Source organism: Geobacillus sp. WSUCF1 (assembly GCF_000422025.1).
GTDB classification, from domain to species: domain Bacteria; phylum Bacillota; class Bacilli; order Bacillales; family Anoxybacillaceae; genus Geobacillus; species Geobacillus zalihae.
The window spans coordinates 18,448-36,791 of sequence record NZ_ATCO01000008.1; the positions used below are offsets into that span (position 1 = coordinate 18,448).

Sequence of the window (18,344 nt, forward strand, 5' to 3'; positions counted from 1 at the left end):
GGAAACGTCACTTGCGCACAGCAATGGCGTTTTCTTTGGCGTTGGATCATTTGTTTTGTTCACAACACTTTGTTATTTTATGATAAGGGATGGTGGCCGGATTGACGGCGGAAAAACGACCGTTTGTGCTATACGAATATTTGCGCTTTTTTTGGCAGCGAAAATGGTGGTTTCTTGTCGTTCCGCTTGCGACGATCGTGTTGACCGTCATCGCAGGGCGGCTTTTGCTGCAGGGGGAGAAGTATACGGGGAAAGCTGTCGTGTTTACCGGATCGATTGATGTAAAAGAGTTGACGGATCCGAAAAATATAGAAGCGAAGTTTCCAGATGTGAAAAACTTGGATGTCGTCGTTCCTGAAGAACAGTACGTGCAAATCACGGTCAAAGGCGACGATGAACAAGACGTGAGTCGAGAATTGAAGCTTGTTGTGTCGGAATACAGCCAGGGGCTCAAGCGCCATTCGCAAGAGCGGATTGATGTCACCACGAAATACTTGCATGCGCTGGAAGAACGGGAGCGCGCCTTGCAGCAAAAAGTCGATTATTATAGCGAACAAATACAGTCGGGCCGCTTGAATCCGGAACAGCTCCATGACATCAGCGACTTGTTGGTGGAGTCGGAAAACAACTTGACTGAAGTGATGGAGCGTGTCAATCGCATCCGCGGCAATCTTGTCTTTTACGAAAAACCGGCCGTATTGTCGGAAACGGTGGCGAAATCGAAAACGTATACGGGGCAGCTGATGGCCGTCGGCCTTGTCCTCGGCCTGTTTTTGACGGTCGTTTGGCTCGTGCTTTGGAAGTATATATTGGACGCGAGGAGGTACTATTCTTCATGATCCGTTTTGCCATTGTCGGCATGGGGCATATCGCCAAAAAACATATCGATGCCATTGAAAAGGCGGACGGCGCCGAGCTGGCGGCCGTGTGCGACACGAATCCGGAACGTTTGCGCGACGTGTCGGATGTTCCTGTTTACACTGATATGGAGACGATGTTGAAGGAGAACGAACAGATCGATGTCGTCAACATTTGCGTTCCGTCTGGATTGCACGCGCGGCTGGCCAAGCTGGCGGCCCGCTATCGCCGTCATATCATTGTGGAAAAACCGATGGCGCTCCGTGTGAGCGACGCCGAAGAGATGATCCGCGCGGCGAAAGAAAGCGGCGTGAAGCTCGCGGTCGTTCATCCGAACCGCTTCCGTCCAGCGATTCGGAAGCTGAAAGAGGCGATGGAGCGCGGGATGTTCGGAAAACTGAGCCATGCGAACGCCACGGTGCGCTGGAATCGAAATCAAGCCTATTATGATCAGGCGGCGTGGCGGGGGACGAAAGAGTTTGACGGCGGCGTCTTGATGAATCAAGCCATTCACAATTTGGATTTGCTGCTTTGGCTGATGGGGCCGGTCAAGGCGGTGCAAGCGATGGCGGCGACAAGGCTGCGCAAGATTGAGACGGAAGACGTCGCGGCGGCGGTCGTCGAGTTTGAAAGCGGGGCGCTTGGCGTCATTGAGGCAGCGACGACGATTTATCCGCAAAACTTGGAGGAATCGATCGCCATTTTCGGTGAAACGGCATCGGTGAAAATCGGCGGCCGGACGGCCAACTTTATCGAAACGTGGGAAGCGGAAGGCGTCAGCGAGGAAGAACGGGCAAAGCTCATCGATGAGATCAACGCCGACCCGTTTGGCAAGCCGGGGCACCAATGGATCATTGAAGATATGGTGCAAGCGATTCGCGAAGACCGCGAGCCGATCGTCACGGGTTTGGACGGATTGGCTCCTGTTCGGCTGATCGAAGCGATTTTGCGTTCGGCGGAAACGGGGACAAGAGTGCAACTATCTGAGTAGAAAGGAATGAGAGGAATGAACTACGCGGAACGGCTGTTGCAAAAATTTGAGAAACGCGACGCGGTCATCGGCGTGGTCGGGCTTGGCTACGTCGGGTTGCCGCTGGCAGTCGAAAAAGCAAAAGCAGGGTTTCATGTCATTGGCTTTGACATCCAACAAAGCCGCGTCGATCAAGTGAACAATGGGATCAACTACATCGGCGATGTCGTCGATGAAGATTTGCATGAGATGGTCAAACAAGGGCGGCTTGTGGCGACGACCGATTACGCCCGGATCGCGGAAGTCGATGCCGTGGCGATCGCGGTGCCGACCCCGCTCGATGAGCATCATCAGCCGGATACGTCCTACGTCGAAAACTCGGCGAAGGAAATCGCTAAATACGCCCATGAAGGGATGCTTGTCGTGTTGGAATCGACCACCTATCCAGGTACGACGGAAGAAATCGTGAAACCGGCGCTGGAGAAAAAAGGGCTCGTCGTCGGGGAGACGGTGTTCGTCGCCTATTCGCCGGAGCGGGTTGACCCGGGCAACAAGCAGTTTAAGACGAAAAATACACCGAAAGTCGTCGGCGGCGTGACAAAGACGTGCACGAAAGTGGCAGCGGCGATGTATCGCGCCGTGCTTGAAGGCGATGTGCACGAAGTGTCGAGTCCGGCGGTGGCGGAAATGGAGAAAATTTTTGAAAACACGTTTCGCCATATCAACATTGCGTTAGCGAACGAAATGGCCATTTTGTGCGAACGGATGGGCATTGATGTCTGGGAAGTCATCGATGCAGCGAAAACGAAGCCGTACGGATTTATGGCGTTTTATCCGGGGCCGGGGCTTGGCGGCCATTGCATTCCAATCGACCCGTTTTATTTGACATGGAAGGCGCGCGAATACAACTACCATACGCGCTTGATCGAGCTGGCCGGAGAAATCAACAACGCCATGCCGGAATATGTCGTCAACCGCGCGATGCTCATTTTAAACGAAGAAGGCAAGGCGCTGCGCGGTTCGAAAGTGACGGTGCTCGGCGTCGCCTACAAAAAAGACATTGATGATGTGCGCGAATCGCCAGTGTTGAAAATCGTCGAGCTGCTCGAGCAATACGGAGCGGAATTTGCGGTCGTCGACCCGTATGTCCCGTCGTTCCGGGCGTGCAACCGGGTGATTGAGACGGTCGAGCTGACGCCGGAACTGCTTGCGCAGTCAGATCTTGTCTTGATTACGACGGACCATTCCAACATCGACTATGAAATGGTCGCTCGTCACAGCCGGGTCGTGTTTGACACACGCAATGCTATGAAAGATGTGTCGAAACCGGCCAAATACGTCAAATTGTAAGCGAAGGAGACGAAACCATGAACGTTGTCGATCCCTCTGTTGTTTGCGGTGAACGTGTCGAAATCGGCCATTTCACGGTCATCGAGGCGAATGTCAAAATCGGAAACGACGTTAAAATCGGACATCGCGTCACGATTCACGAAGGAACCGTCATCGGCGACGGCGTGACGATCGCCGACGGAGCGGTGCTCGGCAAACCGCCGAAGCCGGCGAAAACGAGCACCGTCAAGCTGTCGGGCGAGCTGCCGCCGCTTGTCATCGGCGACCATTGCACGATCGGCGCCAACGCTGTCATCTATCGAGGAGCAGTGATCGGCGCCTACACATTGATCGCTGATTTGGCGAGCGTGCGCGAAAACGTGCACATCGGCCAATATGTGATCGTCGGGCGCGGGGTGTGCGTCGAAAACCACGTCCAAATCGGCGATCGGACGAAAATCCAGTCGAACTCCTACATCACGGCCTACACAACGCTCGAAGACCATGTGTTCATTGCTCCGTGCGTCACGACGACCAATGACAACTACATGGGGCGGACGGAAGAACGGTTCGCCAAAATCAAAGGGGCGACCGTCAAGCGCGGGGCGCGCGTTGGAGGCGGAGCGATTTTGCTGCCGGGCGTGACGGTGGCGGAAGAGACGTTTGTCGCCGCTGGGGCGCTTGTGACGAAAGATACGGAACCGAGGACGGTCGTGAAAGGATTCCCGGCGCGCTTCAGCAAAATGGTCGACGAGCGGGAGTTGTTATAAATTGTTCTCGGCATTCAAGCGTTTAGGAGCGGACTCGCTCCTTTACGCGTTTATGAACGTCGGCACGAAGCTGATTGCCTTTTTGATGCTGCCGATTTATACAAGCTATTTGTCCAAGGCGCAGTACGGGGCGGTCTACTTGATCGACCAATGGACGTCGATGCTGACGTTTCTCGTCATTTTCGGTACAGATTCGGCGCTCTCTTTTTACTATTACGACACGGACGACAAAGAGAAGCGCCTTTTGTATGTGCGCAACGTCATGTACTTCCGGCTGTTTGTCGTCGCCATCTTATTTTTGGCTGTCGTTTTGGCCGGTCCGTGGATCGCAGGCGCGCTGTTTCAAGAGCCTCGCTATGTCGATTTGCTGTACATCAGTATCGCGACGTTGCTGCTCGATACGATTTTCGTCATGGCGACGACGGTGCTGCGGTTTGAATTTCAGACGAAAAAAGTCGTGATTTGGACGCTCGTGAAAATGCTGCTTGTCGCTGTGCTGTCGTATGCGGCGCTCCGGTGGTTCGCGGCGACGCCGGAAGGGCTGCTCATCGGCCGGCTCGTGAGCAGCGCGCTCGTGTTTTTGTTGATGTTGCATTTGACCGTCAAGTATATGGTGTGGCGCGTGCGCTTTGACGTGTTAAAGGAGCTGCTTGCCTACGCCGCCCCGCTCGTGCCGACTTCGCTCGCCTTTTGGGTGATCGCCAACGTCAGCACGTTTTTCATCCAACGGTTTGCGTCGTTGGAGGAAGTCGGGGTGTTTGGGGTTGCCTTGCGTCTCGCGACCGTGATCACGCTCATCACGAGCGGCGTGCAGATGGCGTGGCGTCCGTATTCGATGTCGATGAAAGACCGGCCGGAAAGCCGTGCGTTGTTTGCGAAAGTGTATATGGCGCTTTTGCTCATTGGAGCGTTTGGGCTGCTTTTGATCGCCACGGCGAGCCCGTGGCTTGTGGGAACCTTTTTCAAACCGGAATATCGCGATGCAGCGTCCTATATTCCGTTTTTATCGGCCGTCACGTTTTTGAACTTTTATTATCTGATTGTTTCCACCGGCTTGTTTTTGACAAAGGAAACCGGCTATATTTCACGGGTGTTCACGCTAGCGGCGCTTCTTCATCTTGCGTTGAACGCCGTGTTGGTGCCGCTTTGGCTCAGCTGGGGGGCGATCGCGGCCAGCCTCATGACGTATATGGTCGCCGTGGCTTTCATTTTTCGCAAAAGCCAGCAAGTGTATCCTGTGCCAGTGTCATGGAAAAAGATGGCTTTGGTTTTGGTCGGCACATTGCTCGCCCTCATCGTCATCGTCTACGTTCAGCAGGCGCCGCTTGCTGACGGCTGGGTGCTCGCTGGTTGGGGCCTGTTTGCCGCCACGCTCTTTGCCAGCCGGGTTGATCGTGATTTGCGCCGTCCGGTGCGCACGATCGAGGGCGAAAATGCGCAAAATACTTGATAACCGCTCATCTGATCTAGGAGGTGTTTCGGATGAAAATCGCCACCGTGTTAGGCGCCAGACCGCAGTTTATCAAGGCTGCCCCCGTCTCGCGCGTCTTGCGAAAACAATATACCGAAGTGCTGATCCATACCGGGCAGCACTATGACCCGAATATGTCGGCCATTTTTTTTGAGGAGTTGAACATTCCGACGCCTGACTACTATCTTGGGGTGGGTTCAGGCAGCCATGGAAAGCAAACGGGCGAAATGCTGATGAAAATTGAAGAAATTGTCATGCAGGAAAAACCGGATTATGTGCTCGTCTATGGCGATACGAACTCGACGCTCGCGGGCGCTCTTGTCGCAGCGAAGCTCCATATTCCCGTCATCCACGTCGAAGCCGGACTGCGCAGCTTCAACAAGCAGATGCCGGAAGAAATCAACCGCATCATGACCGATCATGTCTCCGAGCTCTTATTTTGTCCAACGGAGACGGCCGTGGAAAATTTACGAAAAGAAAATATTACGCGAAACGTCTGGAATGTCGGCGACGTCATGTATGACGCCATTTTGTACAACAAGGAGCTCGCACAGCGCCAATCGACGATTTTGGCTGATTTGTCGCTGGCGGAACAATCCTACTACTTGATCACCATTCACCGAGCGGAAAATACCGATGACCCCGACAAATTGAAAGCCATTTTGGCTGCTTTTCGGGATATTGACGGAACGAAAGTGTGGCCGATTCATCCCCGGACGCGGCATAAGCTTGAAGAGTACGGCTTGGACGCTTCGGCGATTCCAGGGCTTCGGCTGATCGATCCGGTCGGTTATTTGGACATGCTTCGGTTAGAGAGCGGCGCGAAAAAAAATCATCACTGATTCAGGAGGCGTGCAAAAGGAGGCGTATTTCTTGCGCGTGCCTTGCGTGACGGTGCGCGAACAAACCGAATGGGTGGAAACGCTCGAAGGCGGGGCGAACATCTTAACCGGCACGGACCGCGAGAAGATCGTCGCGGCGGTTCACAAGGAAGTCGCCCCTGTTTATGTGGACGTCTTTGGCGATGGGCATGCGGCGGAGAAAATCGTGGCGGCGATCGGACAGCGATAAGGGTGCGTCGGCATGTTGGACATGTTGATTGGGTTGATTGTTCTTGTCGCCTCCACCTTGATGTTTCGCTATGCAGCGGGGACGCTTTCATTGACGGCGCCGAATCTCGTGTCGATTGTGTACTATTACTCGTTCCTTCTGTCAAGCTTCATCGGCGCGCTGCTGATCGCCTTGGGGATGGACGATTACTACATGATTCGCAAGCTGTTTCGGCCTGAGGAATACCGGCAGATTGGATTTGCTGTCGTATGCTTTGTCATGATCGTGTTCCCGCTGTCGATGGTGGTCGTTTCAAGGCTGTGCGGATTTGAAGCGAGGCAGGAGTTTCGCGCCTATTTGCAAAAGCCGCTTTCTCCGTTGGCTGGAGCGACGGGCAGCCAAGTGTTTTATGCGTTTTTGGCGCTGTCGCTGCTCAGTTTTGCCGCCATTGCATATATGATTTGGAAAACGCCGACGATTCCGGTGTTTGCGCTCTTGACAGGGACGGATGAGAGCTTGGCTGCGTTGCGTGTTGAGGCGTCGCGCCATTTTGCCGGAAACGTGCTCGTTCGCAATATTTTTGCCATTACGCTCACGCCGCTTTTGTCGTTTATCGCTTATTTGTTTGCCGAGCTGACGCACGAGTGGCGGTGGAAGCTGCTGTTTATCTGTCTGTTTGTCGGGGCGGTGTTCGTCAATGTGTATGATTTGGCCAAATCGCCGATTTTCTTTTACGTGATGATGTTTTTGCTGATTCGCATCTACATTGGAAAAACAAGGCTGTCGGCGGCGAAATTGGCGTTGTATGGGGGAGTGGGGGCGGCGGTGCTCGTCGGCATGTACATCGTCATTCAAGGGGTGCAAGATGTTGCGACCTTTTTGTCTTACAACAAGGGTCCGATCGGCCGCATGATTTTGGCGCAAATCGCGCCGACGTTTCTTCATTTGAATTTGTTCGGCGAAGCGCTGCCATTTCTTTATGGAAAAAGCTTGCCCTCGATTTTAACAGGGTTGTTTGACGTCGAGAATGTCCGCTCCGCCCGCCTCGTGATGGCGCACGTGTTCCCAGAGCGGATTGAAGACGGGACAGGGGGAGTGTTGAACACCCTTTTTGTCGCTGAGGCGTATGCCAATTTCGGTTATGTGGGGATCGTCATCGGCACGCTGTATGTCGGTGTCGTGACGCAGCTGTTGTATATTGGGTTTCTACGGCTGCCAAAAAATCCTTTGTTTTTAAGTTTGTTCGTTTATTTTTCCATTAACATCCCCCGCACGCTCGTCGGTGGGTTCACCGATTTTTTGTTCAATCCGACCTGGGTGCTGCTCGTGGCATTGTTTGGCGGAATGGCGTTGTGGCTGCGGGTGCAGGGGGATTTACGGGCATGGTTTGCAACGAAAAGGCGAATGACCGATGAGGGATGAATGATGAAAACCGTATTGATTTATTACCCGTTTTCACTCGCCGCGGAACGAAACAGCGGGTCAAAGCTGCGGCCGTATGAAATGCATCAAGCGTTTTTGCGCTGGGGAGCGAAAGAGGGAGTGGACGTTCTTCTGATCGCCGGCACGTCAGCCGAGCGGGAGAAGCAATTTCAAGAGCTCCGCAGCCAAGGCAAGCTCGATGATGTCTGGTTTTGCTATATGGAAAACCAGACGATTCCGCTTTGGCTCACGGACCCAGGACACCGGCCGCAACGTCCGTTCGTCGACCGAGACGTTCTCCGCTACTTGAAAGCCCGCAATGTTCCGATCGGCGTCTTTTACCGCGACGTCTATTGGAAGTTTCCTGATTTGTATCCGCTCCGCGGTTGGAAAAAAACGGCCATGCAAATGATGTACCGTTGGGAAGAACGGTTTTACGAGCGGTACTGCGATGTCATCTTTTTGCCGAGCCTCGAAATGGGAACATACGTCGCGATCCGCCGCCCGATGGTCGATTTGCCGCCGGGTGGGAAGCAAAAGCCGTTTCAGCGGTTCGGGACGGCGAAACAGCCGCTGAATGCCATTTATGTTGGCGGCATCAACAATGCCGACTATGGGCTTTTGCTCCTGCTTGAGGCGATTCGCTTGGCCAACCGCCGCAAGCCGCTTGTTTCGCTCACCGTCGTCTGCCGAAAAGACGAGTACGAGCGGCAGCCGCTTGCGGTGAAAGAAGAGCTTGCCGCCTTGCAAGTGCGCGTCGAGCACGTCAGCGGCGAAGCGCTCGACCGTTTGTATGCGGAGATGGATTTCGCCTTCATCCCGCGGCGGCGGAGCGAGTATAATGATTTTTCCGTTCCCGTCAAGCTGGTTGACTATCTGTCGAGCGGCCTGCCGATTGTCGCCACCGCTTGCTCAGCGCAAAAGCGGTTGATTGAAGCGGATGGGTACGGCGTCATTTGCGACGACAACCCGTCGTCGATGGCAGAAGCGATCGCCAAGATGGCCGACATGCTCGAGGAGTGCCGCTTGCGCATTGCGCAGACGTTTATGGCGAAACATTCGTGGGAAGCGAGAGTGGAAAAGGTGAAAGAAACGTTGGTGGGGGGCCTCCGATGAAAGTCGCCTTATTGGCTCCAAGCAAATCGATCCATACGCATAAGTGGGCCCGCTTTTACCAAACGCAAGGCATTGATGTGAAAGTCGTGACGTTTAAAGACCATTACGGGCCGGAGCAAGCGAAAGAAGTCGAGACAGTCGTGCTGCCGAAATGGCTGCCGGGGAAGTTGTCGTATTTTTCCACTGTCTTTTCATTAAAGCGGCTGCTCGCTTCGTTTCAACCAGATATTTTGCACGCCCATTATGCCTCCAGCTACGGGTTGATCGGGGCGCTTGCTTCGTATCATCCGTTTTACGTCTCCGTCTGGGGGCGCGACGTGTATCAGTTTCCGAATGCCAATCGTTGGAACCGACGGATGCTTGAATATACATTCCAGCGTGCGGATGTCATTTGTTCGACAAGCCATGTGATGGCGAAAGAAACCGGAAAGTATACGGACAAACCGATCGAAGTGACGCCGTTTGGTGTTGATGTCGCCCGCTTCAAACCGTTGCCGAAACAGCCGAAACGGACCGTGACGATCGGCACGGTGAAAGCTCTTTCCGACAAGTACGGGATCGCCGATTTGATTCGGGCGTTTGCCATTGTGCACGAGCGGCATCCGCAAACGGAGCTGTTGATCGTCGGCGACGGGCCGCAGCGGAGCGAATACGAGGAGCTGTGCGCCCGCCTCGGCATCCAATCCGTGACGACGTTTGCCGGCAAAGTTCCGAACGAACAAGTGCCGCTGTATATCAATCAAATGGATATTTTCGCCGTGCCTTCGACGGAAGACAGCGAAAGTTTTGGCGTTGCCGCCGTCGAGGCGATGGCGTGCGGCGTTCCCGTTGTCGTCTCCAACGTCGGCGGGCTGCCGGAAGTCGTTCGTGAGGGAACAACGGGGTTGATCGTGCCGAAAAACAGTCCGGAAAAGCTGGCGGAGGCGTTCGAACGGCTGCTGCTTGATGAGAGGCTGCGGCAACGAATGGGGGAAAACGGCGTCAACCATGTCCATGAACATTACGATTGGACGGAAAATGCGATGCGCATGATCCGATTGTATGAACAAACGTTGAAAGGCGGTGGAGGGAGTTGATGAGGAACAAAGCCGTCATGTCAGCCGCCGCGGTTGGTGCTCGTTTGTTGCCGAAAGCGGAGGCTAAGTCGCGAAGCCGGCGGCTTTCCGTTGGCAAGCTCATGATGACCGTCGGTTCGCGGCAACGATTATCCATCCAAGGACAGCGGGACGATGCCAGGGGGGCGTTTCCCCTTTTCCACGCCTCGTTTGCGCTCGCCTCTTGGCGCTCGAAATGGAACGTTCGTTTGCGATTTTTTGGGAAAGTGGTGTGGAGCGGGCCATGAGGATCATGTACCTATGCCAACACTTCCCGCCGGAAACAGGCGCACCGCAAATTCGTGTGTATGAGGTGAGCAAAGAGCTGATCAAACGGGGGCATCAAGTGGAAGTGCTCACGGCGTTCCCGCATCATCCGCACGGCGTCATCCCCAAGCCATACCGCGGCCTGTTTTATTTGTTCGAACAATGGGACGGCATTCCCGTTCATCGGACATGGATTTATCCGTCGCCAAAGGGGAGCTTTTGGAAACGGCTCGCTTCGTATTTTTCGTTTACGTTCAGCTCGTTTTATTCGCTGCTTGTGAAAGCGAAGCCGACGGATGTGATCATTTGCAATTCCCCGCCGTTGTTTTTAGGGATCACCGGGTACGTGGGTGCGAAGTTGAAACGGGCGAAGTTTGTTTTCAACGTCGCCGACATTTGGCCGGAATCGGCCGTTGAGCTCGGCATTTTGAAAAATCGGCTGTTCATTCGAATGGCGAGATGGCTCGAGCTGTTTTTATACCGGAAGGCGTGGAAAATCGCCGCCGCGACGGAAGGCATTCGCGATTATATGATTGAGCAAGGGAAAGCGCCCGAAGATGTCTTTTTATTGCCGAACGGCGTCAACACGGATGTGTTTCGCCCGTTGCCGAAAAACAAGAAGCTGCTCGCGGAATTAGGGCTCGAAGGAAAAGTGGTGTTTACGTACGCCGGAACGATGGGATACGCCCAAGGGCTCGATTCGGTGCTGCGGGCGGCGGCCATCGTCAAAGCGAAAGATGAACGGGCGCATTTCCTGTTTGTCGGCGACGGCCAAGAGCGGGAAAAGCTGATGGCGTTAAAAGAAGAGCTTGGCCTTGACAATGTGACGTTTTACGGATCCGTTCCGGTTGAGAAGATGCCGGAGATTTTCTCCATCACCGATTACAGCATCGTTTCGCTGCGCAACATCGACTTGTTTAAAGGAGCAAGGCCGTCGAAAATTTTCCCGGCGATCGCCACCGGAACCCCGGTGCTGTATTGCGGCGAAGGGGAGAGCGCAGAGATTTTAGAAACATACCATTGCGGAAAAATCGCTCCTCCAGAAAATCCCGAACAGATCGCCGCGGCGGTTCTCGAGCTGCTTTGCCTTCCGAGAGAGGAATACGAAAAGATGGCGGAAAATGGGCGCAAGTTGGCGGTGGAGCAATACTCATGGATTCGCATTGTCGACGATTTGCTTCACGCCCTTGGCGATGAAACAAAACGTGAATCCGTCAGATGGACAGAAAAATAGAAAAAGAAGAAAGGGCGTTCCGCTCACAAAGAAGGACGCCCTTTTTTGTTCCCGCGTGATGCCGAGGTGGAGAGCAAAATCCCGTATGACATCATGGACTCTGTCGCTAGAACGAGACTTCAGCACCGGGGAAGTAGTGTTCTAAAATTTGCTCCGCCGTCCATCCGCGCTCGGCGAATGCTTTTGCTCCGTATTGGCTCATGCCGACCCGGTGCCCCCAGCCTTTTCCCGTGACGGTGATCGAGCTGACCCCTGACGGCGAGGCGGAAAGCGGCATGATGCCATCCGTTGTTTGTACTTTGATTCCTTCGACGCCGGCGAGCGAAACCGTTCCGTTCTCTGTTTGGACAGAATAAGATGACAAGGAAGAGGCGGCGATGCTGCCGTTCGTCGTTTGAATCGACACGGATGGACCGCTTTTTTGCACTTGAATGTCGAACCAGTTGGACGGCAAGATGCCGTAAAATTGATTGCCGTCTAGCGGGAACAGTTTGCGGATGGTCGTTTCATTGCCTTTCACCGTTTTTTCGCCGGCCGAGGTTTCAATCGTGACGGCCCCCACTTCCCCGTTCGCGCCGGTTTTGGTGATCGAGACGTCGTATAAAACAACCGATGGATCGGTGAGCCCGAACGAACGCAGCAGCACAGACGGGGAGAAGGTGAACGACCAACGGCTGTACGGCGATGATTCATACGGGTCATCGACGCTCGCCAAATATGGGTAGGCGGTTTGCGACGAGTTCCAGACGTCGCTTACGTTGGCGGTTCTGCCGCCGCTTGTCGAGTGGTAATACGTTTCAATGACACTGCCATTATATTTAAGATACAATCCTCTTGTCGCATCCACTGCCTCGTTCGATCGGGGAGATTCTCCATCATATCCTTTATACGTCTGTGTGTTTGGATTGGTCGTCAAACTTGTTTTATGTTTATAGGCATAGTTTCGGGCTGCAATGGCTTGCGCCTTCAGCGCCTCAAGCGGCCAAGAGGCAGGCATCTCGCTCGGCACGACTCCTTTTAAATAATCTTCCATATCTAAAATATTGACAGCATACAAGGCGCTGTTTTGCAGGCGAATGTCGACGCTTCCCCGATACCGCGTTTGGTTCACCTTGACAAGGGACAACGGCGCCGCGCCGATTGTTTCTTGAATAGTAAATCCGGTGCTTGAAAAATCCGTCTTTCCATTGTACGTGACAAACACGGTCGAAGAGGAAGACCGAAATGTCAGATTTGTCCCGCTTGGCAACGGGGTGATCGTCAACGTCTCTTTATTGACGATTTGATAGTTTCCTTCGACGGCGGCTGTCACCGATGCCCCTTTATATAAAAGGACTTGCACGGGATTGTTGTACGTTTTCACCCCAGCGGCGTTCGAGGCGGAAGGAGAGGTGATGAGCCAAAACAGGACGACGGCCAACCACGCTAGTTTTTTCACCGTCTACTTCACCTCACCAAATTCAGCGGCCATCCAACCCCGCCGCCCGTCAGACAGCTGCACGTTGTACCATTTCTCTCCTTTGCTGTTGGTAAACGGCTGGATATAGACCATCTCTGTCCCTTTTGGAACGGTCGCAATAATCGGATAAGAAGTCGTCGCTCCTTTTCGAATATTGACCGCGGCCGTGGCGATGACGTGCTTGGTGCTGTCGCTGCTGACAGCGGATGTCGAGACATCGCCTGAATGGATCCATCCTTTCAGCGATGAAGATAGGACGACGTTGTACCAAAGTCCTTGGGAAGTAAGGTGCGCCCCGACGACTTGCAGTGAAGCCCCTGCCTGTTTATAAGTGATGACGCGGTAGCTCGTTGACGCTCCGCTGCGGACGGCCGCATTGTTTTTCGCTACATAGACGACAGAAGGCAAAGAAGGCGAAGCGGGTTTGCTGGCAAGTTGTTGTTGAAGCTGTTGAATTTGTTGTTGCTGGGCGGCCAGTTGTGCTTTCAGGTTGGCAATGTCGTTTTTCATCGGGTTGAGCTGGGACGTCACCCAGTCGACGCTCGCTAACACGACTTCTTCCGATGCTTTCATCGCCGATGGCGTAAACAAGAGGGCGCCTGCCGTCATTCCGACCGCCAGGCTGGCAGCAACGGCCCATTTGGCTTTTCGTTTCATCATGTTCATCTCCCCCGTTTTTGGATATGGAAAGAAAGGAGAATAATAGCTTTCCTAAAAGGCCGGTGAAACACAACGGATTCGCTTGGTTCATGAGGAATCGCAAGGAATGAAAACGCGATGTTGCCATGTTTATCCAGCTTGAGAAACACCGTTGCCAAAGCTTTATATCCGTTGCATCATCGGCCTTCTCATGCTATTATTCTCCGAATGTGAACAAACTAGAATTGGCTGAAGTATTCTTCCAGTCCTTCGCGAATGCCGACGGCTGCTTTTTGGCGGAACGCTTTCGTTTTGAGCAGCGCCTCTTCATTCGGATTGGAGATGAAGGCGAGCTCAACAAGAATGCTCGGCAGCTCGTTTTTCCGGTTGACGTAAAAGTCTTGCGTTTTATGGCCGCGGTCATATGTTCCGAGCTGTTGGACAAGATGTTTTTGCACGATGGCGGCCAACTGCTCGCTTTTTGGCCCGTTGAAGTTGCTCGATACGTTGTAGTACGTTGTCGTTCCGCGAGATGTCCGCGAGTACGAGTCGGCGTGAATGCTGATAAAGGCGTCGTAGTCGGAACTGTTGGCGATCCATGTCCGTTCCGACAGCTCCAAAAAGATGTCGGTGCTTCGCGTCAATTTCACGATCGCTCCGGCCCGCTCCAATTCTTCTTTTAGCAATAAGGCGGTGTCCAGCGTAATATCTTTTTCCCGCGTGCCGCCAGGGCCGATCGCCCCGGTATCGTGCGCCCCGTGCCCTGCGTCAATAATGATTTTTTTGCCCTTGAGTCCGGTCTCGAGAATTTTCAGCGCCAATCGGTCGCTGTAATGGCGAAGGGTGAACGTGTACCCCGGTTCAAAGGTGATGAGCAGGCTGCTGCCCGTCCACTCCACCGTTTGGATGCCTGGAATGTCGGTCGACGGGACTTCAGCGTAGGAAAACGAGCCGGTGATTTTCAGGCGATTGCCAGGCAACAACGAATAGGAGACGCGGAAATTAGACGTTTTTTTCCACGTCAAATAGGCATTGTCGTTGATGGTCGAAAACGTCGGTTCCACGAGACTATTTAAGGCGACGGTAGAGGTGCTCGATTCTTCCACCCATCCGCGGACGCCATTGGATGTTTCGACATTCAGCCATCCATGATATTCGTAAAGGACAGCAAGCCGCTCATTCGCTGCCAGCGTCTTCAACGATTGATAGTTTGAAGAGGCGCCTCGGCGCAGCGGAGTGCCCGCCTGTTTGACGTATACGTAGGATGGGGCGTTGACTTCAAACGCCGGCATCCATCCCGTTTTCCCCGATGCAGAGGTGACTTGCACCCAGTCGAACGGAGATGCTTCTGTCGTCTTCAAAACCGTGACCGTTCGGTTTTTCGCAATCCGCTCGATGACGGCGGCGCTCAACGAAGGTTCGGCAAACAGCGCCGCATTAGCGGTTGTCACCTGCTTTTGCTTCCCCTGGCTGGCTGGTGGGGAAAGGTAGGATTTGGTTACGACCGTCTCGTGCACCCAGCCGAGCGTTTTTCCATTGAGGGACACTTTGTACCAAAGCGCTCCCGACGCATCTTTGGCGCTTGACAGGCTGTTCAGTTTGGTTCCTTTTTTCAGTTGGGTGACGACTTTTGCTTTTAAAGATGGAGCTTGCCGCACATTGGCGACCGACACGCTGACCGTCAGCGGCTGGCCTGAGATGCTGGACGTATCCGAGACACCGCTTGGAACCGAAATGGTTGATGACATCGTCAACACTTTTTCCGACACCCATCCCCGGACATGTCCGAGATCAACGCGGTACCAAAGTTCCTGACCATTTGTGACGAACAAATCGATCACTTTGACAGATTGACCGCGTGACACTGTGGCGACGGCGCGGTAATGGACGCTCGCCCCGCGGCGAACCGGGGAGGACTGCACAACGTTCATGAATGTCGGCAAAAGTGTCGGAAGCTGTTTGGGTATGTAGATCTGTTCCGTTTTCACCCATCCTTTGACTCCCGCCCACTCCACACGCACATACTGTTCCCCGAGCGAATTGGTGAACTCGGCCATGATGGAGACGACATCGCCGTTAGACAGTGTTTTTACGACCGGATAGTAAGGGGATGCCCCCTTGCGCATCGCGATGTCGTTGGCGGCGATGACCGCACGCTTTCCGACGAGCATGGAAGGCGGTTGGTTGGAAAAGCTGTCCGCACGCGCCCAGCCGGTGACGCCTCCGTACTCGATGCGGTACCACGTTTCACCATAGGCGTTTTGAAACTCGTCTATGACGTTCACTTGTTGGCCAGCGGGAATCGAACCAACGGCCCGATATGAATCGGTTGCCCCTCTTTTCAGCAACGAGTCTTGCTTGGCGAACATCACGTTAGGGAAGGCGGAAGAGACATGCGCTTCAGAAAAGTCGTCTGCCCGCGCCCAGCCCGTGATGCCCTTGTATTCGATGCGATACCACGTTTCGCCAGCAGCATTTTGGAACTTGTCGATGACCTTTACTTGTTGGCCAGCGGAAATGGATTCGACGATTTGATAGGAATCCGTCGCTCCTCTCCTCAGCAAAGCGTTATGCTCCGCGACCATGAGTGTCGGTGAGGATGAGGAAGGACTTCCATCGGCGGCCAAGGCGGCTGACGGCCATAGCGGGCAAGTCGCCAACAAGACGGAAAGAAGCGTTTTTTTCAAGGATTCGATCCCCCCCTTTTTCTCAAGTTTGTGTTTTCTATACTATCATAGCGAATTTTGCCGTTTTATCCAACCCGAATTCAGTCCTATTATGAGAAAAAATGAAAAGTTTTGTTGAAAAAGAGAGAAAAAAGCAGAGGACATGAAAGGTTGTGCTCTTTCATCATCATTGCGGCATGATACGCTGTAAATGGAAAAAGGCGCCCCATTGCGTTTGGGAGCACCTTCTTTGTGATCGTTAATTTTGGCTTTGTGTGGATGGTGAATCGCTGCGCGTGAGGGAGGCGTTGGACGTCTCGAGCGCTTGCCGCAGCGTTTCATTGATTGAGCTGACCGATTGCTCGTCCGGGATGTAGTAGTACACGCCGTTGATCGTTTCGTCGTATCCTTTCAAATGCAAATTTTCTACATCCGCGTTTTTCATTTTTTGATAGACGTAGATGAATGACAACAACTCGGACGGAGGGATGTTCGTCCGCACGTGATCCCCTAAATCGGCGATGACGTCATCCAGCTTCGGCAGCGAGGTGATGGACGTGCTTTTGTCAATAATGGCGCGAATGACTTGCTTTTGCCGCTCGTTTCGGCCAAAATCGCCGCGGGGGTCCGATTTTCTCATGCGCACATAGGCGAGCGCTTCATTGCCATTCAACTCTTGTTTGCCTTTATGGAACGTATGCCATTTGAGCGAACCTGTCAGCTGAGCTTTGAATGTGAACGGAACATCCACCGTGACGCCGCCTAGGGAATCGACAATTTTTTCGAACCCTTCAAAATCCGTCGTCACGTAATAGTCGATCGGAACATTGATCAGCTCATTGACGGCTGCAATCGTCGATTGAATGCCGCCATGACTGTAAGAATGGGTGATTTTGTCTTTCCGCCCTTCGCTCGGGATGTAAACGCGCGTATCGCGGGGAATGCTCAACAAATACACTTTGTTCGTCTTCGGATTGACGGTCAACAACATGACGACATCAGACCGCCCCTCCTCGTCGTGGTACTGGTTTTCCACTCCGACTAACAGAACGGTAAATGGGTCTTTGCGCATCTCAATGTTTCTTGCCGGCTTGCTTGATGGATCAAGCGCTTGATAAATTTTGCTTGACGCCTGTTTCGCCTCGGAGTAAATATTGTAGCCAAAGGCGCCGACACCCCCGAGCAACAGAAGAAACACGAGCAAAAAGAATCGGCGGAGCCGCTTTTTTTTTCTTTCGCTTTTTCACCGTTTTTCTTGTATGATTCATCGTTTAACCCTTCTTTCCTTTACGGTGTCGTTTTAGGAAGACGAAAGCAGCCGCTCGGCATACTCCATTGCTCCCGCCTGAATGTCCGCCCTTCCGTTTGTCAGTTCGGTCATCCACTCGCCGAACGAAGACTGGCCGTCCTCGGGAACGAGAACGTCAAATGTGACGCGGTCGGCATATTGGATATTTTTAATAGTATATACGGAAGAGCGCAGCTCATTTTCCACCTTCCCAAGCCACGGGTAGTCGATCGTGACATGCATGACGCGCATGAGCCGACGCTCGACGATGCCGGCGGCGTTCAGCCCCTCGGAGACAGCGCGGCTGTAAGCGCGCACCAACCCGCCCGCGCCGAGCTTGATGCCGCCAAAGTAGCGGGTGACAACGGCGACGGTGTCTTTCACCCCTTTTTTCTTCAGCACCTCAAGCATCGGCACCCCTGCGGTGCCGCTCGGCTCGCCGTCATCGTTCGCTTTTTGGATTTGGTCATGCTCGCCGATCAAATAGGCGGAGCAGTTGTGGGTGGCATCCCAATGCTTCTTCTTGATTTGTTGAATAAAGGCGACGGCCTCTTCCTCGGTTTCAGCGCGATTGATATAGCAGATGAACCGTGATTTTTCGATCACGATCTCGCGTTCGCCGTATCCTTTGACCGTGTAATATGTTTGCAACAAAGCAAAACACCTCAACATACAAAAAACGCGAAAACGGTTTAATTTTGTTCATTTTTT

General features: G+C 53.4%; 15 protein-coding genes and 1 pseudogene. 11 read left to right on the forward strand and 5 right to left on the reverse strand.

All coding sequences use genetic code 11. The features are described 5' to 3' along the window. The first annotated feature begins 101 nt into the window (after positions 1–101). The 11 genes and pseudogenes from I656_RS14120 to I656_RS14075 all read left to right on the forward strand — a co-directional run bounded on the left by I656_RS14120 (position 102) and on the right by I656_RS14075 (position 11,581). Positions 102–839, forward strand: a complete 738-nt coding sequence (locus tag I656_RS14120) for an LPS biosynthesis protein (RefSeq protein ID WP_013146460.1) — start codon at positions 102–104, stop codon at positions 837–839. After that, on the forward strand, positions 836–1,849 hold the full coding sequence (locus I656_RS14115; RefSeq protein ID WP_015375874.1) for a Gfo/Idh/MocA family protein: 1,014 nt from the start codon (positions 836–838) through the stop codon (positions 1,847–1,849). Before I656_RS14120 ends, I656_RS14115 begins: the two co-directional genes overlap by 4 nt. A 15-nt stretch (positions 1,850–1,864) precedes the next feature. Then, entirely contained in the window at positions 1,865–3,178 is a 1,314-nt protein-coding gene (locus I656_RS14110) for a nucleotide sugar dehydrogenase (RefSeq protein WP_015375873.1), read from the forward strand. 17 nt (positions 3,179–3,195) lie between these two features. Next, positions 3,196–3,927, forward strand: a complete 732-nt coding sequence (locus I656_RS14105; protein ID WP_013524679.1) for an acyltransferase — start codon at positions 3,196–3,198, stop codon at positions 3,925–3,927. A gap of 1 nt (position 3,928) precedes the next feature. Continuing rightward, the gene (locus I656_RS14100) at positions 3,929–5,377 is read left to right on the forward strand and encodes a lipopolysaccharide biosynthesis protein (protein WP_015375872.1); all 1,449 of its coding nucleotides are present in this window, start codon (positions 3,929–3,931) and stop codon (positions 5,375–5,377) included. Positions 5,378–5,409: 32 nt separating this feature from the next. Further along, positions 5,410–6,469 (forward strand): annotated as a pseudogene (gene wecB / locus I656_RS0114540) (non-hydrolyzing UDP-N-acetylglucosamine 2-epimerase). A gap of 12 nt (positions 6,470–6,481) precedes the next feature. Beyond that, the gene (locus I656_RS14095) at positions 6,482–7,870 is read left to right on the forward strand and encodes an O-antigen polymerase (RefSeq protein WP_020753692.1); all 1,389 of its coding nucleotides are present in this window, start codon (positions 6,482–6,484) and stop codon (positions 7,868–7,870) included. Beyond that, positions 7,871–8,986 carry a glycosyltransferase gene (locus tag I656_RS14090; RefSeq protein ID WP_015375870.1) on the forward strand — a complete coding sequence of 372 codons (1,116 nt, stop codon included), beginning with the start codon at positions 7,871–7,873 and terminating at the stop codon, positions 8,984–8,986. It abuts the gene before it with no gap. Then, positions 8,983–10,062 (forward strand): glycosyltransferase, encoded by a 1,080-nt coding sequence (locus I656_RS14085; protein ID WP_015375869.1) that lies wholly within the window; start codon positions 8,983–8,985, stop codon positions 10,060–10,062. The genes I656_RS14090 and I656_RS14085 overlap by 4 nt, the downstream gene beginning before the upstream one ends. Then, positions 10,062–10,328: a hypothetical protein gene (locus tag I656_RS14080; RefSeq protein WP_015375868.1), complete on the forward strand. Its 267-nt coding sequence runs from the start codon at positions 10,062–10,064 to the stop codon at positions 10,326–10,328. The genes I656_RS14085 and I656_RS14080 overlap by 1 nt, the downstream gene beginning before the upstream one ends. After that, the gene (locus I656_RS14075; protein ID WP_015375867.1) at positions 10,325–11,581 is read left to right on the forward strand and encodes a glycosyltransferase family 4 protein; all 1,257 of its coding nucleotides are present in this window, start codon (positions 10,325–10,327) and stop codon (positions 11,579–11,581) included. The genes I656_RS14080 and I656_RS14075 overlap by 4 nt, the downstream gene beginning before the upstream one ends. Before the next feature lie 106 nt (positions 11,582–11,687). Here I656_RS14075 and I656_RS14070 read toward each other — a convergent pair whose 3' ends face one another. From I656_RS14070 to I656_RS14050, 5 genes are all read right to left on the reverse strand, one after another. After that, on the reverse strand, positions 11,688–13,019 hold the full coding sequence (locus tag I656_RS14070) for a SpoIID/LytB domain-containing protein (protein WP_015375866.1): 1,332 nt from the start codon (positions 13,017–13,019) through the stop codon (positions 11,688–11,690). Positions 13,020–13,022: 3 nt separating this feature from the next. Further along, the gene (locus I656_RS14065) at positions 13,023–13,700 is read right to left on the reverse strand and encodes an SH3 domain-containing protein (protein ID WP_013146448.1); all 678 of its coding nucleotides are present in this window, start codon (positions 13,698–13,700) and stop codon (positions 13,023–13,025) included. 218 nt (positions 13,701–13,918) lie between these two features. Continuing rightward, entirely contained in the window at positions 13,919–16,366 is a 2,448-nt protein-coding gene (locus tag I656_RS14060; RefSeq protein WP_013146447.1) for an SH3 domain-containing protein, read from the reverse strand. A gap of 238 nt (positions 16,367–16,604) precedes the next feature. Further along, positions 16,605–17,543: an LCP family protein gene (locus I656_RS14055; protein ID WP_235048585.1), complete on the reverse strand. Its 939-nt coding sequence runs from the start codon at positions 17,541–17,543 to the stop codon at positions 16,605–16,607. 102 nt (positions 17,544–17,645) lie between these two features. Beyond that, positions 17,646–18,287, reverse strand: coding sequence for a YigZ family protein (locus I656_RS14050; protein ID WP_015375864.1), 642 nt, complete (start codon positions 18,285–18,287; stop codon positions 17,646–17,648). Positions 18,288–18,344: the final 57 nt, after the last annotated feature.